Source organism: Morganella psychrotolerans (genome assembly GCF_001676155.1).
GTDB classification, from domain to species: domain Bacteria; phylum Pseudomonadota; class Gammaproteobacteria; order Enterobacterales; family Enterobacteriaceae; genus Morganella; species Morganella psychrotolerans.
The window spans coordinates 129,711-151,714 of record NZ_LZEW01000030.1 but is presented as its reverse complement, the minus strand read 5'-3'; the positions used below and the strand labels follow the sequence as shown (position 1 = coordinate 151,714).

Below are 22,004 nucleotides of genomic sequence, written 5' to 3'. Positions count from 1 at the left end.
AGAGAATGAAAGGGCAACTGCTTGATGCTATCCCGCTCACGACGTTACATGGCGTCGGGGCGAGCCAGGCGGGTAAGCTTGCCGGTATCGGTCTGCATACTCTTCAGGATCTGCTGTTCCATCTCCCGCTGCGTTACGAAGATCAAACCCGTCTCTATTCAATAACCGACCTTCTGCCCGGACTTTACGCTACCGTCTGCGGCGAAGTGCTGCGCACCGATGTCGTCTTCGGACGCAAACGGATGATGACCTGCCAGATAAGTGATGGCACCGGGGTATTAACACTGCGTTTTTTCAATTTTTCGGCTGCAATGAAAAATACGCTGGCAGCCGGAGTGCAGATAACCGCTTACGGTGAGGTAAAGCGCGGAAAAAACGGACCGGAAATTTTTCATCCCGAGTATAAAATCCGCCGGGACGATCGTGACGTTGCATTGCAGGAAACCCTTACCCCGATTTATCCGACAACCGAGGGTGTCCGCCAGACCACACTGCGCAAGCTGCTTGATCAGGCGCTGGAATTACTCGATACCTGCGCTATCCGCGAATTATTACCCCCGGAGCTGATACGCCCGTTGATGAGCCTGCCGGAGGCGCTGAAAACACTGCACCGCCCGCCTGCCGATACACAACTTGCAGAGCTGGAAAGTGGTCAGCATCCGGCACTGAAACGTATTGTGCTGGAAGAACTGCTGGCGCATCACCTCAGTATGCTGGCAATACGCGCAGGAGCACAACGCTGCCATGCCGAACCACTGGCACCGCAGGAAGAGCTGAAAAATCAGTTTCTGGCACAGCTTCCTTTTACCCCGACCCGTGCCCAACAGCGCGTGGTAGCAGAAATTGAGCTGGATCTGGAAAAAAACGTGCCGATGCTGCGTCTGATCCAGGGAGATGTCGGCTCCGGGAAAACGGTTGTCGCCGCACTGGCGGCCATCCGTGCGATTGCTCATGGTAACCAGGCGGCACTGATGGCACCGACTGAGCTGTTAGCCGAGCAACATGCCAATACGTTCCGCCAGTGGCTGGAGCCGCTGGGGATCAATGTAGGCTGGGTTGCCGGTAAACAAAAAGGCAAAGCCCGCCAGGCACAGGAAGAGGCGATTGCCTCCGGCGACGTCGCGATGGTTATCGGAACACATGCTATTTTTCAGGAACATATCCGCTTTCACTCACTGGCACTGGTCATTATTGATGAGCAGCACCGCTTCGGGGTGCATCAGCGTCTGGCGCTGCGGGAAAAAGGTGAACAGCAGGGCTTCCACCCTCATCAGCTGATTATGACTGCCACACCGATCCCCCGCACTCTGGCGATGACCGCGTATGCGGATCTCGATACCTCTGTTATTGATGAATTACCGCCCGGCAGAACACCGGTGACCACGGTCGCCATCCCGGACAGCCGCCGGGGCGATATCATAGAGCGGGTACGCGGTGCCTGCATGGATGAACACCGCCAGGCATACTGGGTTTGCACACTTATTGATGAATCAGAGATGCTGGAAGCTCAGGCCGCGCAGGTTACCTTTGATGATTTATCCGCCGCACTGCCCGGTCTGCGGATTGGTCTGGTTCACGGACGTCTTAAATCAGCGGAAAAACAGGCAGTAATGGCGCAATTCAAAGCCGGTGAATTAGATTTGCTCGTCGCAACCACCGTAATAGAAGTGGGTGTTGATGTCCCGAATGCCAGTCTGATGATTATTGAAAACCCGGAACGGCTGGGGCTGGCACAGCTTCATCAGTTACGCGGGCGTGTCGGGCGGGGAGCAACCGCATCCCACTGTGTCCTGCTGTATAAAACACCGCTGACACAAACAGCAAAACTGCGTCTTCAGGTATTGCGGGACAGTAATGACGGGTTTGTTATCGCACAGAAAGATCTCGAAATTCGCGGACCGGGGGAATTACTCGGTACACGCCAGACAGGGAATGCCGAGTTTAAAGTCGCAGACTTACTGCGTGATCAGGCGATGTTACCGGAAGTACAGCGTATCGCCCGCCATCTGCACCAGAATTACCCGGAGCAGGCAAAAGCCCTGACCGAACGCTGGCTGCCGGAACGCAGTCAGTATACAAACGTATAATATCTATACCCAACGTCATTCAAGATGCAGGCAGGCGGCAAGGGAAGATAGACGGGGAGCATACATTAGTATGTGACCCGGCTGGCTGAGTGCGGCCAACGAACCTGCAGTTTGAATGAATAAGGGTATAATGAAAAAAGCCACCCGAACATCCGCACGGGTGGCTTACCTGCTTTAATAATAACGTTCTGTCAGCCACCCACCGTCGGGAAGACGGGTAACGCCAGGAAGAACGGAATGACGAGTGCATTAATCAAATCAAGGAAGAATGCCCCGACCATTGGCACCACCAGAAAAGCGACATGAGAAGGTCCGAAACGATCGGTTACCGCCTGCATGTTAGCAATCGCTGTTGGTGTTGCCCCCATACCAAAACCACAGTGACCCGCTGCTAATACCGCGGCATCATAGTTTTTACCCATCACGCGGTAAGTGACGAAAATGGCGTACATCGCCATCACAACAGTCTGTACCGCCAGAATAACCAACATTGGTATGGCCAGCGAAGCAACTTCCCAGAGCTTCAGGCTCATCAGTGCCATTGCCAGGAAAAGTGACAGACTGACGTTACCGAGAACGGATACTGCCCGCTCAAATACGCGGTAAAAACCCATTAATGACAGGCTGTTACTCAATATAACGCCGATAAATAACACACAAACGAATGTCGGGATCTGAACTTTCCATCCTCTGCTGAGGAAGAAGTCAGATAACACGCCAAACAGATACGAACCCGCCAGCAGACAAATCGCGATCAGTGCAATAGTTTCCAGCAATACCATCGAGGTGATCATGCGCCCGGCCTGCGGTTTTTCAAACGCGCTCGGTGCTTCATCATCCTGCTGATTTACATCATTCATTGCTGTTTTCTTGATAAGAAAACGGGCAACCGGACCACCAATCAGACCACCGAGTACCAGACCGAATGTTGCACAGGCAATCGCCACTTCTGTCGCCGAACTGAAGCCGTAGCTGTCTGTGAAGATTTTACCCCACGCAGCACCCGTACCGTGTCCGCCGGATAAGGTAATCGACCCTGCCAGTAAACCAATCAGCGGATCAAGACCCATCATTTTTGCCAGCGAAATGCCGACTGTGTTCTGTACAAGAAGCAGACCCACAACAGCTAATACGAAGATAAATAACGTTTTACCGCCTGCACGCAGGCTGGCAAGATTTGCGTTTAACCCGATAGTGGCGAAAAATGCCAGCATCAGCGGGTCTTTCAGCGAGTCATCAAATTTAACTTCCAGATCCATCCCCGATTTGAACCCAAGTAATACAATTGCAACCAGAAGACCACCGGCCACAGGTTCAGGAATGGTATATTTTTCGAGGAATGGTACTGATTTTACGAGTTTACGTCCTAATAAGAGGACGAGTGTGGCCGCCACAAGCGTGCCGTAAACGTCGAGTTGATACATTCACGTACCCCTTTTATTGTAGGTATTTATTACATCAATAGTCGCGCTAAAAACATCCTTATTACGCAAGAAAAAAAGCAGGTATCCGGATTAGAGGGAAAAAAGGAGATAAAGACAAGTTAAAATAAATAAAAGTGTGATTATATTCCACTATAAAAAATAACATTACCGGTGCGCAATCGATTGCTTTTGTGGCATAGATCATTAAAATACGATCATTGCTTATCCCGGATCCCAAGATATGAACAGCACTGCACCCGATAAAAACACCGTAATTCCCCCGGTAAATACCAATAGTGAGCTAATCTACCACCTGGAAGATCGCCCGCCGCTGCCACAAACTCTGTTTGCTGCCAGCCAGCACCTGCTGGCAATGTTCGTTGCCGTGATAACTCCCGGGCTGCTTATCGCGCAGGCGCTGGGGCTTTCCGCTCATGACACCCAGCGCATTATCAGTATGTCACTGTTTGCCTCCGGGCTGGCATCATTACTGCAAATCCGGACCTGGGGACCGGTCGGCTCCGGGTTACTGTCTATCCAGGGAACCAGTTTTAACTTTGTCGCCCCGCTGATTATGGGGGGGGATGGCACTGAAAAATAATGGTGTGGATACCGAAGGAATGATGGCGGCGCTGTTCGGCACTCTGATGCTGGCGGCAATGACGGAGGTTATTCTCTCCCGCTTTCTGCACCTTGCCCGCCGGATTATCACGCCGCTGGTTTCCGGTGTGGTGGTGATGATTATCGGACTGTCACTGATTCAGGTTGGTCTGACATCCATCGGTGGCGGCTATGCCGCTATGTCTGATAATACCTTTGGTTCTGCCAATAACCTGATCCTCGCGGGGATTGTTCTTGCGGTTATTGTGTTACTGAACCGCCAGAAAAATCAGTATTTACGGGTTGCCTCGCTGGTGATCGCCATGGCTGCCGGATATCTTGCCGCCTGGTGGATGGGCATGCTGCCGGATAATCATACCCAACTTCCGGAAGAGCTGCTGGTTATCCCGGCACCGCTTTATTATGGTTTATCAATAGACTGGAATCTGCTTGTACCGCTTATTCTGATTTTTATGGTGACGTCACTGGAAACCATCGGCGATATCACGGCGACTTCAGATGTCTCTGAACAACCGGTTTCCGGTCCGCTTTATATGAAGCGCCTGAAAGGCGGCGTACTGGCCAATGGTCTGAACTCAGCTCTTTCTGCGGTATTCAATACCTTTCCGAACTCCTGTTTCGGACAGAATAACGGTGTTATCCAACTGACCGGGGTTGCCAGCCGTTATGTCGGCTATGTGATCGCGCTGATGCTGATTGTGCTGGGATTATTCCCGGCTGTTGCAGGGTTTGTTCAGCACATTCCTGAGCCGGTGCTCGGCGGTGCGACCATTGTTATGTTCGGAACCATTGCCGCTTCCGGCGTGCGTATTGTCTCCCGCGAGACACTTAACCGCCGCGCGATTATGATTATCGCGCTCTCATTGGCGGTAGGAATGGGTGTTTCCCAGCAGCCACTGATACTGCAATTTGCGCCGGACTGGCTGAAGACGCTGCTCTCTTCCGGTATCGCCGCCGGCGGTCTGACCGCAATCGTACTGAACCTGGTTTTCCCGCCGGAAAAATAATCACTCGTTTGACTGCGTGACCGGGAACGGTCACGCACGCCACATCACACAGAAAAACAGCAATAATCCTTGTCACCGCAAAGAGCCTCACGCTAGTATGCCCAACGAGCTGCACTACGGAGAGAGCAAATATGAAATGGTTGGGACGAACTGTTTTCCGTCTGATAATACTGGCAATTGTACTCATTATTGCCGCAGGTATCCTGATACAGACATCCTGGGGCACGCGCCAGCTTGCCGGGCTTATCAGTGACAATACCCGTTATAAGGTGTCGCTGTCTGCTATCGATCACTCCCTGTCCTCTCCGTCACTCCTGTCACTGCGTGATATCAGTATCAATACCGTTTCCGGTGACATGGCTCTGGATGCCGCAAATATTGAACTGACGCTTGATTGGCGCAGTTTCACCGAGCCGGGCTGGTTTTCCCGGATTATTATTCAAAAAGGGGAGATTGAGATCTCCACTGCCGCTGACAGCCGGACATTACCGGTCAGCGCCGGGCTGTTACAGCTTAATCAGGTAAATGTACGCCGTACTGACGGTAACCAGAATATTACCGCCGAAGGCGTTACCGGCGGTATCACGCCGTGGCAGCCACAAGACAGCGCCATTACCGGTGACGGAAAATATCAGTTTTCCGCCAAAGGTCTGGACTATTACGGTCTGCCGCTGAAAAACGTGCTGACGCAGGGAAATATCAGCGGTACGCAGTTCACCTTTGATAATCTCACCGCCACGCTGGAAAACGGGCTGATCACTGCAACGGGACAACGCACCGCCGAAGGCCGCTGGCTGCTCGATAACCTGCTGCTCAATGATATCCGCTGGCAGACACCGTTATCCCTGACGCAACTGACAGAAAACAGCGGGCACCTGCCGGATATTCAGATAAAAAATATTACCGCGACAAATATTAAACTCGAAGGGGAGCAGTGGGCGGTTAATTATCTGGAAGGTACACTGAAAAATCTGGCTTACACAAAAGGCAACTGGCAGACCGATAACGGATTGGCAGACTTTGGGATCGCCGATCTGACATTTGGCGGGCAACACTTTTCCGATATTCTGGGAACACTGGAATTTGCCGGTGACCACATTGCGGTAAAACGGCTGAGCGGGCGCTACGATAAAAGTATTCTGCGCTTCACCGGTGACTGGAACCGTACATCACGAACACTGGATATAAGCAGCGGCGTTGTGGATAACCTGCTTTTCAGCCTGCCTGAACAATGGTTCACACTATTACAGGAAAGCGCACCACAGGGGATAGACACTATCCGCGTGCAGGATCTGAAAGTCTCCAATGCGTTACTGATTGATACCCGCCCGGCATTTCCGTTCCAGATGACCAACATCAACAGTTATATTAAAACCATGCAGATCCTGAAATCAGGTCAGTGGGGGCTATGGAATGGCGAGCTTTCTGCCAGCGCGGGCAGTGCCACTTTTGCCCGCGTCGAATTGCACCGTCCATACCTGACACTCACGGCTGGTGAAACCGGTGCTGAAACCACACAATTTTCCGCTTCTGCCGGTGACGGTCTGCTGAAAATGCAGTTTCAGGTGACACCATCGGGTACTGCACCGTTCACATTCAATTTGCAGGCAACCAGTGCCGACAGTCAGATCCTGTCACAATGGGGATGGGCATCCGCGCCACTGAACGGCAATGCAAATTACACACTGCGTCTGAGCGGACAACTGCGCACTGATGATGTCCGTAATACGCTGAGCGGCTCGCTCTCCGGACAGGACAAGCAGGGAAATCAGATAAACCGGGCGATTACGCAGGGACAAATAAGCAACTCACCTGTACCGGCAGAAGATATCCCGTCCGCGCCGCCGGTGCAGAGGGTGATCCCGGATGCACCTGAGAACAGTGATATTCTGTAATGACTGATTAGCCATATAAAAACAGCGCCTTATGGCGCTGTTTTTTGAGCTTATATACCCAACATCATTCAAGATACTGTTTCAGTGGCTATTGCGCACTATGTTTCTGACCGGGTAATACCATATAAGTACCGGTAAAGACAGCGCCGACCTCACTTCCCTGACCGACAGTCACGTCCAGTTTGATTCGGGCCTTGCTGCCGCGCGCCAGGCGGTCAAGATCCCCGCTGAGCTTATCGCGGGATGCAATAGCTTCCGGACGGCCTGTCACGGCCTTACGGTAGCGGATATTCGCATCGACCAGCACGATGTCCCCGTTCAGTTCATTTTCCTGAAGCAGCAGCCAGATAAGCCCCCAGCCGGTAAGCGTTGCCATCGAAAACTGGCTGCCCGCAAAAATAGTCTGATGCAGGTTTTGGTTCGGTCCCTCAGGCATCGTCGTCATAAATTCCTGCCCGGTATACTGCGCGATACGTATTCCCATTTTTTCGCTCAGCGGAATAGTTTCATACCATGCTTTTTGTAATTCAGCGCACCAGTCAGGGCGATGCAAAATCGTATCAAGGGTTTCAACGGATTTAATCATAAAAAAAATGTCGAACAGGCGTCGTTTGCGGACCTGTAATCGTTCCCCGGTTTTCAAAGCCTAGTTTTTCAAAAAATGCGACCGCTTCCTCACGCGCACTGCATACAATCCGTTTGAGTCCTTCCTGACGAGCCACCGATTCCAGCGCACGCGCGATCAATGTACCCAGCCCACGTCCCTGCAAATGCGGATCTACAGCCAGAAAGCGGATCGCGCCTTCATTTTCTGCATTTATATATAAACGTCCGGCAGCCACAGGTTGCCCTGTTTCATCAACCACCATCTGATGGTGTGCGAGTGTATCGTACCCGTCTTTCTCCGATCCCTGCGGCTGATTCAGCGGTTTACGCAGCATCTCCCAGCGGAAAGAAAAATAGCTCTCCAGCTCCTGATCGGTTTTTGGTACACGTAAGTGATACATCACACTTTCTCCTGTCAGTGGTGACCGGCGACCGGTCTGAGACTGTTGTATCATACCTGAAGCCAGAAAGTGACCGGACCATCGTTCGTCAGGCTGACCTGCATGTCCGCCGCAAACTGTCCGGTTTCTGTCACCATACCTGTCGCGCGGCATTGCGCCACAAAGTACTCATATAAAACATTCGCTTTTTCCGGCGCAGCGCCGCCTGAAAACCCCGGTCGCATACCTTTTTGTGTATCTGCCGCCAGTGTAAACTGCGAAACCACCAGCAACTGACCACCTGCCTGCGCCACGTTCAGATTCATTTTCCCGTCAGCATCGCTGAAAATCCGGTATCCGGTCACTTTGTCACACAAGCGCTTCGCTTTCTGCTCATCATCATCCCGCTCCACACCCAGCAGGACTAACAGCCCCGGTCCTATTTCACCGGCTATGTCACCGGCTATACGGACATCTGCGCGGGTTACACGCTGTATTAATGCAATCATGTCCCGTCCGTTCAAAAATAATGACTATTTTATTATTCAGATACTTCAACAGAGAAATCATGATCTGCAAAATACCGGCTCACGGCGTCACGATCATTCACGTACACACCTTTGATGCCCAGTTCAACCGCAGCATCCACGTTTTCACGGATGTCATCAAAGAAAACCGCATCCTGAGCCTCAAACTCTTCGCTTTCGAGAACATACTGATAAATATCCGGGTCAGGTTTGCGTAACCCTAAATCCTGCGATAAATAAAGGAAATCCGCGGACGCGGCTATTTCCGGATAGTGCTGCGGCCAGTAATCCTGATGCAGCCGGTTGGTATTAGAGAGCACAACCACACGGTGCCCCTGTTCACGCAGCTTATTCATGATATCAATGACATCAGGACGGACAGTCATAAAAATAGCCTGCCAGCCTTCGGCAAACTCATCAAAACTCAGCGACATGCCCAGTTCATCATTAATTGCTTCGGCAAATTCAACATCTGAAATTTTGCCGCGTTCATGCTGCTTAAATGTCTCTCCAGAAATAAAATTACTATTCAGTTCAGATAACGGCTTACCGCTTAAATTACTCCAGACTGATAAAACACGTTGGAAATCAATATCAATAATGACATTGCCCATATCAAAGATATACAGCATACCATCCTCCGGGTTGATGAATTATTTTTACTCTACCCGCAGATCTGCCCGCTGAACAGAGTGAAAACGACATTCAGACAGAAAAAAGATCAATGTCTGCGATCTCCGCCCACATTTCTGACCCGTTACCGGTCTGTGACGGTATTGTGATCAGGGCGAAAAAATGAAACATAGCAAGAAAGGCGGCGGCGGGAAATGCATTTATGTGCAAAATATCTGGCGGGGAACCCCTGAAAAAGCTCAGGGCGCCCGAAAGGCGCCCTGAGTGGCATTGAATAAAAACGACGATTAATCTTTGCTGCGGTGTGCGCGCTTGCGGTCGTTTTCAGTCAGGTAACGCTTACGAAGACGGATAGACTTCGGTGTTACTTCCACTAATTCGTCATCATCAATGAACTCTAACGCCTGTTCCAGCGTTTTTTCAAGGAATGGTGACAGTGTTGTTGCTTCATCTGTACCGGAAGCACGCATGTTAGTCAGTTTTTTACCGGTTAAGCAGTTCACAGTCAGGTCGTTAGAACGTGAGTGAATACCGATGAGCTGACCTTCATATACTTCAGTACCGTGACCGATAAATAATTTACCGCGATCCTGGAGGCTGTACAGTGCGTATGCAACTGCTTTACCCTGACCGTTAGAGATCATTACGCCGTTCTGACGACGACCAATTTCACCCTGCTTCACATCACCGTAGTGACTGAATGTTGCGTACAGTAAACCTGTACCGGATGTCATTGTCATAAATTCAGTACGGAAGCCAATCAGACCACGGCTCGGAATACTGTAATCTAAACGTACGCGGCCTTTACCATCCGGCATCATGTTGCTCAGTTCGCCTTTACGCTCACCGAGTGCACGCATGACATCGCCCTGATGCTGCTCTTCGATATCCAGAGTAACCTGCTCGAACGGCTCTTGTTTACGGCCATCGATTTCACGGAAGATAACGCGCGGACGGGATACCGCCAGCTCAAAACCTTCACGGCGCATGTTTTCAATCAGAACAGATAAGTGCAGTTCACCACGGCCTGATACACGGAATGCATCCGGGTCTTCAGTCTCTTCGACACGCAGTGCCACGTTGTGAACCAGTTCTTTTTTCAGACGGTCTAAGATCTGGCGGGACGTTACAAACTTACCTTCTTTACCGCAGAATGGTGAGGTGTTAACGCAGAAATACATGCTTACGGTCGGTTCATCAACAGCCAGTGGTGTTAATGCTTCAACACAGCTTGTTTCACAGATGGTATCAGAGATACCCAGTTCGCCCAGACCGGTCAGCGCGATGATATCACCCGCTTCTGCCTCAGCTGATTCAATACGCTCCAGACCCAGGTGGCTCAGAACTTTACCGACTTTACCGTTACGGGTTTTGCCTTCTGAATCAATCACTGTGATTTGCTGGTTAGGCTTCACTTTACCGCGTTTGATACGACCAATCCCGATTACGCCCAGGTAGTTGTTGTAATCAAGCTGGGAGATTTGCATCTGGAACGGACCGTCGAGATCCACTTTTGGTGGTTCAACATATTTAACAATGGCTTTGTACAGCGGAGTCATGTCTTCCGCCATTTCATTGTAATCTTCGCCCGCAATACCCATCAGTGCAGATGCGTAGATGATCGGGAAGTCGAGCTGCTCGTCAGTAGCACCAAGGTTAACAAACAGATCAAAGACCTGGTCGATAACCCAGTCAGGACGTGCGCCCGGACGGTCAATTTTGTTAATAACAACGATAGGGCTCAGGCCGTTTGCAAACGCTTTCTGCGTTACAAAGCGGGTCTGCGGCATCGGACCATCGATTGCATCAACCAGCAACAGTACGCTGTCAACCATGGACATAACACGTTCTACTTCACCACCGAAATCGGCGTGTCCCGGGGTGTCAACGATGTTGATGTGATAGTCTTCCCACGTAATCGCGGTATTTTTTGCCAAAATAGTAATGCCGCGCTCTCTTTCCAGATCGCCGGAGTCCATTACGCGCTCTTCCGGTTTTGCACGATCGTCAAAAGTACCGGACTGCTGTAATAATTTATCGACCAGCGTGGTTTTGCCATGGTCAACGTGAGCGATGATGGCAATATTTCTTAATTTCTCGATAGACAAAGACTTGTACCGTTTTCGTTAATGGATGGGAATTACGTCACAGATAGCATTCTTTTCAGCAACGCCCATCTATGGAGTAGATGATTGGTGGTATTTTACACGTTATCTCAGGCAAGTGAAAGAAGTGTGATAGATCTCACTTAAAAAAATAAATCTTTATAAAACAAAAAGATAAAATTCATCCTGCCATTTTTTACAAATAAGCTGTGCATACCACGCTCTGCGACGAATTCAGAGGCACTTATCATAAACCTATTCAGGAAAAAAGAGATACTTTTTTTGTGACCGTCGGGCAGGAATCTGACCGGGATCAGCATAAAAGCGTGTCATATCAGAAAAATGTTACTTTCACCTTAGCTATTCTGCTTATTTGCACCATTATGGTGCGGACCAGCCGGGATAACGATCACTCCGATTGCACCAAAGTAGTGCAATTCGGTCTGTTTCCGCTATCCTTATATGAGTAACATGCTGGTGTAAGGCGGTTTACAGCGTAATAAAAAAAGTTGGCACGTTTTTCGCTTTATGTTTATCAGGTAATTTGAGAACCGCAATCAGTGTCCCCCCGGGCGACCACCTGAAGATTGCCGGGTCATCCCAAACCAGGAGAATTGACTATGTCCGTTGAACATGTACTGACCATGATGGAAGAGCACGGCGTTAAATTCGTGGACTTACGTTTTACCGATACCAAAGGCAAGGAACAGCATATGAGCATTCCTTACCATCAGGTAAATGAAGATTTCTTCGAAGACGGAAAGATGTTCGATGGTTCCTCTATGGCTGGCTGGAAAGGCATTAATGAATCTGACATGGTGCTGATGCCGATTGCGGAATCTGCCCTGATCGACCCGTTCTTTGAAGTACCGACACTGGTTCTGCGCTGCGATGTGTTAGAGCCGAATACCATGCAGGGTTATGATCGCGACCCGCGCTCTATCTCAAAACGTGCCGAAGATTATCTGCGTACCAGCGGAATTGCCGATACCGTCCTGTTCGGACCGGAACCGGAGTTTTTCCTGTTCGATGACATCCGTTTCGGCGCAGATATTTCCGGTGCTTACTACCATATTAATGATATTGAAGCTGCCTGGAACACCGGCACCGAATATGCGGAAGGCAATAAAGGTCATCGTCCGCGTGTGAAAGGCGGTTATTTTCCGCTGCCGCCGGTTGATTCTTCCCAGGATCTGCGTTCTGAAATGTGCCTGGTGATGGAAGAAATGGGTCTGGTTGTGGAAGCGCACCATCACGAAGTCGGCACTGCCGGTCAGAATGAAATTGCGACCCGTTTCAATACCATGACGCTGAAAGCTGACGAAACCCAGATGTACAAGTATGTCGTCCAGAACGTGGCTCACCGCTACGGTAAAACCGCTACCTTTATGCCAAAACCGCTGGTCGGCGATAACGGCTCCGGTATGCACTGCCACATGTCTCTGGCCAAAGACGGCGTCAACCTGTTCTCCGGTGACAAATATGCCGGTCTGTCAGAAATGGCGCTGTATTACATCGGCGGGATCATTAAACACGCCCGTGCGCTGAATGCCTTTACCAACCCGACGACCAACTCATACAAGCGTCTGGTTCCGGGCTACGAAGCTCCGGTCATGCTGGCGTATTCTGCCCGTAACCGCTCAGCGTCTATCCGTATTCCGATTGTACCAAGCGCAAAAGCGCGCCGCATTGAAGTCCGCTTCCCTGATCCTGCTGCAAACCCGTATCTGGCCTTTGCTGCACAGCTGATGGCGGGTCTGGACGGGATCATCAATAAAATCCATCCCGGCGATGCGATGGATAAAAATCTGTACGATTTACCGCCGGAAGAAGCGAAAGAAATTCCGACAGTCGCTCCTTCTCTGGGTGATGCACTTGATGCCCTTGCCGCTGATCACGAATTTTTAACCCGTGGCGGTGTATTTACTGAAGATGCAATCCACACCTATACCGACCTGCTGCGCGCCGATGTTCAGCGCCTGAACATGACACCGCATCCGGTTGAATTTGATATGTATTACAGCGTGTAATTCTGTTTGTGCCAGATATCATTCAAGAGGCACACAGACTGACATGCTCCGGTTTATTTTGTTGCCGTGAAGCACTTGACCCGCCGTTGGGCGGGTCCTTTTCTCTTACGGAGTAAATACGCTACAATGCACCAAATTGGTGCAATCGGGGGGTAGTTACAATGGACAGGGATAATAAACCGCAGGCAGAGCAACTGCTTAACTCACTGATCAATTGTGTACTGTTACTGGATACGGATTTAATTATCCGCTATGCCAACCAGGCCGCAATGCAGTTGTTTGCCCAGAGCGCCCGTAAGCTCTCCGGCACCCCACTCCCCATCTTATTCAGTTATCTTTCGCTCGACAGCGCCACATTGCAGGCGACACTGGCGGAAGGACTCAGTTTTACAGATAACGATGTAACCCTGGTGGTCAACAACCAGATGCACGCCCTCTCTCTGAGCGCCCAGCCGGTTTCCGGTGATTTTATTCTGCTGGAGCTTACGCCGCTCGACAGCCACCGCCGTATCAGTCAGGAACAATTGCAACAGGCGCAGCAGACAGCAGCAAGAGACCTGGTGCGCGGGCTGGCACATGAGATTAAAAATCCGCTCGGCGGACTGCGCGGAGCGGCACAGCTTCTGTCCCGCGCACTGCCGGACCCGGCGCTGCAGGAATATACACAGGTGATTATCGAGCAGGCAGACCGCCTGCGGGCACTGGTTGATCGCCTGCTGGGTCCTCAGCATCCGGGACAAAAAAGTCTGCAAAGTATTCACCATGTGGCAGAACGGGTATTTCAGCTGATCAATCTGGAAAAACCGGAAAATATCACACTGATTAAGGATTATGACCCCAGTTTGCCGGAGTTATCGCATTATCCCGACCAGATCGAGCAGGTTGTCCTCAATATCATGCGTAATGCCCTGGAAGCCGTGAAAACCCCGGGCGGAACCATCACATTGCGCACCCGTACTGCATTTCAGGTAACGCTGCACGGTGAACGCTACCGGCTGGCAGCACGTATTGATATTGAAGATAACGGACCGGGCATTCCGGCACACATCAGAGATACTCTGTTTTACCCGATGGTCAGCGGGCGTGAAGGCGGCTCCGGTCTGGGGCTGTCCATTGCCCGGAGTCTGACCGATCAACACCACGGCAAGATAGAATTTACCAGTTGGCCGGGTCACACCTTATTTTCACTTTATCTGCCAATCCGTCAGTAACTGCATTTATCAGGGGAGGTTCACATGCAACCGGGAAAAATTTGGGTCGTCGATGATGACAGTGCGATCCGTTGGGTACTGGAGCGCGCACTGAGTGGTGCGGGCTATGCATGTGTCTGTTTTGACAGCGGTGAAAGCGCGCTTACCGCACTGGAGAACGCGTCACCGGATGTTCTTATCTCCGATATCCGGATGCCGGGTATGGACGGTTTTTCTCTTCTCTCTGCGATTAAACAACATAACCCGTTGTTACCGGTGATTATTATGACCGCCCATTCTGATTTGGATGCCGCCGTCAATGCTTACCAGCGGGGAGCATTTGATTATCTGCCCAAGCCGTTTGATATCGACGATGCCGTGGCGCTGGTTGCCCGTGCGCTGGAGCATCACCGCGGACAACATCAGCCATCCCGCCGCGAAGAACCGGCAGATCCGGTGTCTGATATTATCGGCGAATCCCCGGCGATGCAGGAGGTTTACCGGGTTATCGGCAGGCTGTCCCGTTCCTCAATCAGTGTGCTTATCAACGGCGAATCCGGAACCGGAAAAGAGCTGGTTGCTCATGCGCTGCACCGCCACAGCCCGCGGGCAGGTGCGCCGTTTATTGCCCTGAATATGGCCGCTATCCCAAAAGACTTAATAGAATCCGAACTGTTCGGGCATGAGAAAGGCGCATTTACAGGGGCAAACCAGGTTCGTCAGGGACGTTTTGAGCAGGCTGACGGCGGCTCACTGTTTCTCGATGAGATTGGTGATATGCCGCTGGATATTCAGACCCGGCTGTTGCGGGTGCTGGCGGAAGGTCAGTTTTACCGTGTCGGCGGTTATGCGCCGGTGCGGGTGGATGTCCGTATTATTGCCGCAACGCATCAGGATCTGGAACGCCTGGTGACAGACGGGAAATTCCGTGAAGATCTGTTCCACCGCCTGAATGTTATCCGTGTACAGTTGCCGCCGCTGCGGGAACGCGCCGGTGACATTCCGCGCCTTACCCGTCATTTTCTGCAAAAAACAGCAAAAGAGTTAGGAACAGAGACAAAAACGCTGCATCCGGATACCGAAAACCTGCTGATGCATCTGCCCTGGTCCGGAAATGTCCGTCAGCTGGAAAATGTGTGCCGCTGGCTGACAGTGATGTCCGCCACCCAGGAAGTATTGCCGCAGGATTTGCCCTCAGATCTGACCGCCATGTCCGGTACCGGTCAGATAAATAATGGCGCGATTCATTATGACACCATAAATTATACACAAACACAGTCATGGGATAAGCAACTGGCGCTGTGGGCGGATGCGCAACTGCGCGCGGGGAAAACAGATCTGCTGACAGAAGCACTGCCGCTGTTTGAACGCACACTGCTGCAATGCGCACTGAATCACAGCAGCGGCCATAAGCAGGATGCAGCCCGGTTACTGGGCTGGGGACGAAATACACTGACAAGAAAACTGAAAGAGGCCGGGATTGATGACATCACATCAACCCCGGACGCGTCTCAGATAACGCGGGAGAATTGACGCTGGCGCATCTGATTACGCAGATAAGTATCAAAACACATACAGATATTGCGGATAAGCAAACGCCCGCGCGGTGTGACTACCAGGGCGTTATCCCGGATTTCCACCATACCGTCATCCGCCATCGGCTTTAATAATTGTAAATCTTCGGCGAAATGGACTTTAAAATCGAGATTATACAGAGATTCAATCTCTGAATAGTCCAGGCGGAAATTACAAATCAGCGCCTTGATCACATCACGGCGCAGGCAATCTTCGTCTGTCAGCACTAAACCGCGCCACAGCGCGTTTCCGCCCTCTTCCACCTGTGCATAATACGTTTTCAGGTCTTTCTGGTTTTGCGCGTAATGGTCACCCAGCATACTGATTGCCGACACGCCAAAGCCGAGCAAATCACACTCTTCATGCGTGGTATAGCCCTGGAAGTTGCGGTGCAAAATTCCTTTATTCTGCGCAATCGCCAGCTCATCTTCCGGTTTGGCAAAATGATCCATTCCGATAAACTGATAACCGCTGCCGGTCAGGCTTTCAATGGTCTGTTGCAAAATAATCAGTTTCTGCTCCGCAGACGGTAAATCTTCATCTTTAATTTTCCGCTGGGCAGCAAACAGATTCGGCAGGTGTGCATAGTTAAAGACACTCAGGCGATCCGGGGACAGTTCTGCCACCCGTTGCAGAGTGAATGCAAAACTTTCCGGGGTCTGTTTAGGTAAACCATAAATCAGGTCAATACTGACGGAGTCAAACCCGGTCGCGCGGGCGCGCTCTACCAGAGCGAAAATAGTGGCTTCGTCCTGCTCGCGGTTGACCAGGCGCTGAACCTCTTTATTAAAATCCTGCACGCCCATGCTCAGACGATTAAAGCCTTCTGCACGCAGATGGTCGATAACATCCAATTCAATTTCACGCGGATCGATTTCAATCGAGAGTTCGGCATTATCCGTAAAATGAAAATACCGGCGCAGCATACCGGTCAGGCGGCTTATCTGTGCTTTATCAAGATAGGTTGGCGTACCGCCGCCCCAGTGCATCTGATGCACGTCACGTCCGGCAAACAGTGCTGCGCGGGCCGCTATCTCTTTTTCCAGTATTGTCAGGTATTCATCCGCTTTATGTTTCTGCCGAGTGACTAATTTATTACAACCGCAGAAATAACAGAGCTTATGGCAGAACGGAATATGCACATATAACGACAGCGGGCGCTGAGGGTAGCGGTTTGCCGAGGCGAGAAAATCACCGTCACTGTATTGCTGGTTAAACTCCAGCGCAGTGGGATACGACGTGTATCGCGGGCCGGAATAGTTATATTTCTGGATCAATGGCAGATCCCAGATGATCGCGTCGGACATGCTCTCCCCTTTGCTTCGCCTTAAAAAATCACATCAATGTGTTTTCCGCTCTGTGACGGACTCACTTAATCACACAGTTTATCGGATCCGCCCGCTGATTCATATCACAGCACAACAAGCCACCTGATTATCATTGCACCATTACAGTGCAGTGAGGGCTGCCACCAAACCAAAAAGCACACCCGGCGCATTAGCGATTGCCACCGGCAGGTCTTTCACTTTTATACCGTAGATAACCCACAAGGTGCAGTTAAATGCAGCTGCCAGAGGCTGTAACGGCGAGGTTTTGTGTCCGTCAAGGTTATCGATAATCTGAGGAATATAAGAGACATACATACAAAATGCAGTAAACGTGGCAATCCAGCCCAGATAGCGGATAAAGCGACTGTGCCCGTCAGGTTTACTTTCAGAGCCACTCATTCATTCCTCCGGAAAAGGCATTATCAGTATGATGCTATATTGTTAACCTAAATTATTTATTATTTTCAGTAATATATCTGCTGTTCACGTCACATAAAAATAGGGGTTATATTGCAAATAACCGCCCTCACGGAAGCTCTTAATCCGCTATTAAGGCAAACAATGCAGGTCCCGCGTAGGCTTAAATGAAAACCGGAACAGCAAAAAGATCTGCCGTTCCGGTTATTAACTAATACTGTATTGCATTCGTTACGCGATGCTAATAATCGCAATAACGGATCAGCGTCCTTTCAGGAGCTGCATGATGTCATCGGTTTTCTCTTCGTCATCATCTTCATCAAGAGAAATACCGAGCTCTGCCATCAGGGTATCAATGCGTTCCAGCATGGTATCCACATAGGCGTTTTCATCTGCATTCAGGGTTTCGTCCTGCTCAAGACGTAACAGTAACGCATCGAGGCGCTCGTCGTTCTCGAGTTTTGTCAGCTCATCCTGAGGCGATAATTTGATTTTTGCCGGTTCAGCCGGTTTTTTAACAGCAGATTTGGCAGACGTTTTAGCTTCAACGATAAGCGGAACCGGTTTTTTACTGCCGATACGTGGATCAGCTACGGCATTATCCGTACCACGACCACCTTTGCGGGTATTATCCTGCTGGCGGGCACCGGATGGATTACCGCGATGCTTTTTCTGCTGCTTACGTTCACGGCCTTCCGTGTTGAGCTCTTCACGGCTTTTTTTTCGTTGTCCGTGACCGGGCTGGTTTTTTTCTGAATAGCGGCCATATATCTTACTCGCTTAAAAAAATAACAAATTAATATGTGTTAGCATTCATAAAATGAATGAACAGTACAAAACGATACGATACCCAACGTCATTCAAGATGCAGGCAGGCGGCAAGGGAAGACAGGCGGGGAGCATACATAAGTATGTGACCCGGCTGGCTGAGTGCGGCCAACGAACCTGTAGTTTGAATGAATAAGGGTATATTCATGGTGCGTTTTTACCTGAGCCCATGACAATTATTCGCTGACGACTAGTTTACCCTGATTTTCGTCAAAACGATCCATCATTTCGCCGGGAACGGTGTGATGGGTTACCACCCTTATTTCAGACAAGATATAGAATTATGCATTTTTCACAACAAACATCGCGCCGCCCCCTGTGGTTTTGGATAGTGAGTTATACCGCACTCTGGATTATGGTCAGCTGGTATTTAGATCCGACCGTCCCTTATGATGCCGTCGAGGCGCTCAACTGGGGAAAAAACGGTGAATGGGGGTCGCCGAAAAATCCGTGGCTGGTCGGTATGATGATGTATCCGGTGATTGCCTTTCCGGATCAGATCCCTGCTGATTTTTACTGGTATTTTATTCATTTTACGGGGATCGGTGCCGGGATGGCAGGTGTCTGGCATCTGACGTACCGTATCACGCAGCGTCTTGATTATGCATGGCTGGCACTGCTGTCACTGAACCTGTCGGGGATAGTTAATTTTGATGTGATCCCATATAACGACAACTATATCCTGGTGACATTCTGGCCGTGGGTGCTCTTCTTTTTTGTCCGCGCCGTTTATGATAATCCGGTATGGTGGATAGGGTTTGCCCTGTGCTCCGGGCTGGCAACCATGGGAAAATACTCCACACTGGCACTGGTCGGTATGGTGTTCCTGTTCTCCCTGTTTGTGCCGAAAGTCCGTGAAAGCTACCGTTCCCCCTGGTTTTATGCCGCTATCGTACTCTGGGCAGCACTGGTTATCCCGAACATCATGTGGCTGATAAATAATGATTTCGCTGCCTTTAAATGGGTTGATTCACAGATAGAAACCGGATTTACCCTGAAAACGACCGGGTCGCTGGTGATGATATTTTATCCGCTGATTATTATCGCGGGGATTATTAAACTCAAAAGCGGTGGTTTCGGATGGTCAAAAAATCAGGCTGTGCGCCTGGTCAATATCACTATTCTGGCACCTCTGATTTTTATCTGGGTCTGGTTTACCTTTCATAAAGGCGGACGGATCACGGAGTGGTTACAGCCCTTTGTGCTGCTGAGTATCCCGGCGCTGATCTGCTCAGTTACCACGGCGCCAACCCGCCCGCTGAAAAATATCATGAATGCCCTGATGATATTCGCCGTTGTTATTCTGACGGGATATGCAGCGGTAATGAGCTTTGATATCAAAGGCGCGGGACAAAAAAACACCGGACTGAAAACCTTCACTACCGAAGCCGAAAGCTGGTGGGAGAAAGAAACAGGTCATCCGCTGAAATATACAGGTGGTGAATACCTGCATGAATGGGTAACCTTTTACGGCAAACATCAGCCGGAAACTATCCAGCCGTGGATCAACGAACACGGTCATATTTACCGCGCCACCAACATCTATAACCTGCATGTTACCCGTGATGATATCCGCCGCGATGGCGCATTGCTGGTCGGAAAAGTCGGTCATACCTGTGCGGATGAATCCTTTATCAATGCACTGGAAGACTGGCCTGATCTGATGATCACGCAGCGCAGACAGGTTATTTATCAGCCACAGGCAGGCGCAAAAGAGCGGGTAGTTTGCCTCGCAATTGTTCCGCCGGGACAATAAACCGGTACCATAAACAAGCCGCCGCAGAAAACAAAAGCCGCGTGAATTATCATCACGCGGCTTTTTTATATCGCTGTATTTAAGTCACATTGTTGCCGGTATCAGGCAGCGTCAACAAACACCATCTTCAGAATAAACATCAGCGAAACAATAATCACGCACAGGTTCAGTTCACGCCAGCGCCCGGAGCCCAGTTTCATCGCGCAGTAGGCGATAAAACCTAATGCAATCCCTTCTGTGATAGAAAAACTGAACGGCATCATCACAGCGGTCACAAATGCCGGCACAGATTCTGTCAGGTCGTTCCAGTTCACGCGCACCAGGCTCGATGTCATTAACACGCCGACATAAATAAGCGCCCCGGCAGTTGCATAACCCGGCACCATGGCGGCCAGCGGCGAAACAAAGATAGCCGCCAGGAACAACAAGCCAACCACAATCGCAGTAAGCCCGGTACGCCCGCCGACAGAAACCCCAGAGGTACTTTCGATAAATGCAGTGACGGATGATGTCCCCATCGCAGAGCCTGCCACTGAGCTGATACTGTCAACATAGAGCGCTTTTTTCATATTCGGGAAGCGCCCTCTTTCATCAGACAGCCCGGCTTTGTCTGTCACACCAATCAGTGTGCCGGAGGAGTCAAACAGGTTTACCAGCATGAAGGAAAAAATAATACCGGCGAGGGATAAATCCAGCGCACCCATAATATCGACATGGCCGACAACCGTCATCATGCTCGGCGGCATATCAAACACACCCTGGTACGTGACATCACCGAGGAGAAGCCCGGCAACGGTTGTCACCACAATCGACACTAATACTGCGGCATGGATATTACGTGCCGCCAGAATGGCGATAATAAAGAAGCCCAGCGACCCCAGCAGAACACTGTGCGAGGTGAAATTACCGACGGCGACCAGTGTGTCCGGATTCGCCACAATAATACCGGCGTTTTTCAGCCCCATCATGGCAATAAACAGCCCGATACCGCTGGTGATCCCCACGCGCAGACTCAGCGGGATATGGGCAATCAGCCAGTAACGGATACGCAGTAACGTCAGGATAAATAACCCGACCGCGCCCCAGAAAATGGCACCCATCGCCACTTCCCATGAATAATGCATCGCGCCGACCACCACAAAGGCGAAAAAGGCATTCAGCCCCATCGCAGGTGCGACAGCAACCGGCAGATTAGCAAATAATCCCATGCCGATACTGCCGATAGCAGCGATCAGACAGGTGGTGACAAATACGGCTTTGATATCCATCCCGGCAAAAGAGAGAATTTGCGGGTTAACGAAGATGATATACACCATGGTGAGGAATGTGGTCAGCCCGGCAATGATTTCAGTGCGGACAGTTGTGCCGTGTTCCTGTAATTTAAACACGCGCTGGAGCAGGCTCTGATGAGGATCAGTGCCGGAGGTCGGAGTAGTCATGAGTAAGGAGTCCCGGAAATTTATTTTTTTCGGCTTATTCTACCTCATCGTTTTAAAAAAAGGAAACGTTTGCGTTCTACCCTTATTCATTCAAACCGCAGGTTCGTTGACTACGGGCAGCCAGCCGGGTCACATACTAATGTATGCTCCCCGTCT

14 protein-coding genes and 2 pseudogenes are annotated in these 22,004 nt (G+C 50.5%); 7 read left to right on the top strand and 9 right to left on the bottom strand.

Features of this window, described 5'->3' with window-relative positions; all coding sequences use genetic code 11:
* The first annotated feature begins 5 nt into the window (after positions 1 to 5).
* Positions 6 to 2,087: an ATP-dependent DNA helicase RecG gene (gene recG, locus AYY16_RS15745; RefSeq protein ID WP_067368740.1), complete on the top strand. Its 2,082-nt coding sequence runs from the start codon at positions 6 to 8 to the stop codon at positions 2,085 to 2,087.
* Positions 2,088 to 2,278: 191 nt separating this feature from the next.
* Here recG and gltS read toward each other — a convergent pair whose 3' ends face one another.
* Positions 2,279 to 3,511 (bottom strand): sodium/glutamate symporter, encoded by a 1,233-nt coding sequence (gene gltS / locus AYY16_RS15740; RefSeq protein WP_067368737.1) that lies wholly within the window; start codon positions 3,509 to 3,511, stop codon positions 2,279 to 2,281.
* A gap of 241 nt (positions 3,512 to 3,752) precedes the next feature.
* On the opposite strand from gltS, the pseudogene AYY16_RS15735 reads away from it, so the two are divergent.
* Both AYY16_RS15735 and AYY16_RS15730 read left to right on the top strand, forming a co-directional pair.
* Positions 3,753 to 5,139, top strand: a pseudogene (locus tag AYY16_RS15735) (uracil-xanthine permease family protein).
* A gap of 131 nt (positions 5,140 to 5,270) precedes the next feature.
* A complete protein-coding gene (locus AYY16_RS15730; protein WP_067368735.1) occupies positions 5,271 to 7,034 on the top strand; it encodes an AsmA family protein in 1,764 nt (587 codons plus the stop codon).
* An 88-nt stretch (positions 7,035 to 7,122) separates the two neighbouring features.
* Here AYY16_RS15730 and fabY read toward each other — a convergent pair.
* The 4 genes and pseudogenes from fabY to typA all read right to left on the bottom strand — a co-directional run bounded on the left by fabY (position 7,123) and on the right by typA (position 11,288).
* A pseudogene (gene fabY / locus AYY16_RS15725) lies at positions 7,123 to 8,041 on the bottom strand (fatty acid biosynthesis protein FabY).
* Between the two features lie 50 nt (positions 8,042 to 8,091).
* Entirely contained in the window at positions 8,092 to 8,529 is a 438-nt protein-coding gene (dtd, locus tag AYY16_RS15720; RefSeq protein WP_067368732.1) for a D-aminoacyl-tRNA deacylase, read from the bottom strand.
* A gap of 32 nt (positions 8,530 to 8,561) precedes the next feature.
* Positions 8,562 to 9,179, bottom strand: a complete 618-nt coding sequence (yihX, locus tag AYY16_RS15715; protein WP_067368729.1) for a glucose-1-phosphatase — start codon at positions 9,177 to 9,179, stop codon at positions 8,562 to 8,564.
* Between the two features lie 288 nt (positions 9,180 to 9,467).
* The gene (typA, locus tag AYY16_RS15710; protein ID WP_067368725.1) at positions 9,468 to 11,288 is read right to left on the bottom strand and encodes a translational GTPase TypA; all 1,821 of its coding nucleotides are present in this window, start codon (positions 11,286 to 11,288) and stop codon (positions 9,468 to 9,470) included.
* A 617-nt stretch (positions 11,289 to 11,905) separates the two neighbouring features.
* On the opposite strand from typA, the gene glnA reads away from it, so the two are divergent.
* From glnA to glnG, 3 genes are all read left to right on the top strand, one after another.
* A complete protein-coding gene (gene glnA, locus AYY16_RS15705) occupies positions 11,906 to 13,315 on the top strand; it encodes a glutamate--ammonia ligase (protein WP_067368723.1) in 1,410 nt (469 codons plus the stop codon).
* A gap of 161 nt (positions 13,316 to 13,476) precedes the next feature.
* Positions 13,477 to 14,526, top strand: coding sequence for a nitrogen regulation protein NR(II) (glnL, locus tag AYY16_RS15700; RefSeq protein WP_067368720.1), 1,050 nt, complete (start codon positions 13,477 to 13,479; stop codon positions 14,524 to 14,526).
* Between the two features lie 24 nt (positions 14,527 to 14,550).
* A complete protein-coding gene (gene glnG, locus AYY16_RS15695; protein ID WP_067368718.1) occupies positions 14,551 to 16,038 on the top strand; it encodes a nitrogen regulation protein NR(I) in 1,488 nt (495 codons plus the stop codon).
* Here the strand turns inward: glnG and hemN are convergent.
* The 3 genes from hemN to yihI form a co-directional block, all read right to left on the bottom strand.
* Complete coding sequence (gene hemN, locus AYY16_RS15690) at positions 16,017 to 17,387, bottom strand: oxygen-independent coproporphyrinogen III oxidase (RefSeq protein WP_067368716.1); 1,371 nt, start codon at positions 17,385 to 17,387, stop codon at positions 16,017 to 16,019. The genes glnG and hemN overlap by 22 nt on opposite strands.
* Positions 17,388 to 17,528: 141 nt before the next feature.
* A complete protein-coding gene (locus tag AYY16_RS15685) occupies positions 17,529 to 17,807 on the bottom strand; it encodes a SemiSWEET family transporter (protein ID WP_067368712.1) in 279 nt (92 codons plus the stop codon).
* Positions 17,808 to 18,086: 279 nt separating this feature from the next.
* Entirely contained in the window at positions 18,087 to 18,596 is a 510-nt protein-coding gene (yihI, locus tag AYY16_RS15680; RefSeq protein ID WP_067368709.1) for a Der GTPase-activating protein YihI, read from the bottom strand.
* Between the two features lie 340 nt (positions 18,597 to 18,936).
* On the opposite strand from yihI, the gene AYY16_RS15675 reads away from it, so the two are divergent.
* On the top strand, positions 18,937 to 20,409 hold the full coding sequence (locus AYY16_RS15675; RefSeq protein ID WP_067368706.1) for a glycosyltransferase family 39 protein: 1,473 nt from the start codon (positions 18,937 to 18,939) through the stop codon (positions 20,407 to 20,409).
* A gap of 101 nt (positions 20,410 to 20,510) precedes the next feature.
* Here the strand turns inward: AYY16_RS15675 and AYY16_RS15670 are convergent, their stop codons facing one another.
* Entirely contained in the window at positions 20,511 to 21,848 is a 1,338-nt protein-coding gene (locus AYY16_RS15670; RefSeq protein WP_067368703.1) for an NCS2 family permease, read from the bottom strand.
* Between the last annotated feature and the right edge of the window lie 156 nt (positions 21,849 to 22,004).

Excerpts from the sequence above, each read along its gene's own strand:
- AYY16_RS15730 (WP_067368735.1), top strand. The coding sequence starts at position 5,271 with ATGAAATGGTTGGGACGAACTGTTTTCCGTCTGATAATACTGGCAATT.
- recG (WP_067368740.1), top strand. The coding sequence starts at position 6 with ATGAAAGGGCAACTGCTTGATGCTATCCCGCTCACGACGTTACATGGC.
- dtd (WP_067368732.1), bottom strand. The coding sequence starts at position 8,529 with ATGATTGCATTAATACAGCGTGTAACCCGCGCAGATGTCCGTATAGCC.
- AYY16_RS15685 (WP_067368712.1), bottom strand. The coding sequence starts at position 17,807 with ATGAGTGGCTCTGAAAGTAAACCTGACGGGCACAGTCGCTTTATCCGC.
- glnA (WP_067368723.1), top strand. The coding sequence starts at position 11,906 with ATGTCCGTTGAACATGTACTGACCATGATGGAAGAGCACGGCGTTAAA.
- AYY16_RS15670 (WP_067368703.1), bottom strand. The coding sequence starts at position 21,848 with ATGACTACTCCGACCTCCGGCACTGATCCTCATCAGAGCCTGCTCCAG.
- yihX (WP_067368729.1), bottom strand. The coding sequence starts at position 9,179 with ATGCTGTATATCTTTGATATGGGCAATGTCATTATTGATATTGATTTC.
- glnG (WP_067368718.1), top strand. The coding sequence starts at position 14,551 with ATGCAACCGGGAAAAATTTGGGTCGTCGATGATGACAGTGCGATCCGT.
- gltS (WP_067368737.1), bottom strand. The coding sequence starts at position 3,511 with ATGTATCAACTCGACGTTTACGGCACGCTTGTGGCGGCCACACTCGTC.
- glnL (WP_067368720.1), top strand. The coding sequence starts at position 13,477 with ATGGACAGGGATAATAAACCGCAGGCAGAGCAACTGCTTAACTCACTG.
- AYY16_RS15675 (WP_067368706.1), top strand. The coding sequence starts at position 18,937 with ATGCATTTTTCACAACAAACATCGCGCCGCCCCCTGTGGTTTTGGATA.
- hemN (WP_067368716.1), bottom strand. The coding sequence starts at position 17,387 with ATGTCCGACGCGATCATCTGGGATCTGCCATTGATCCAGAAATATAAC.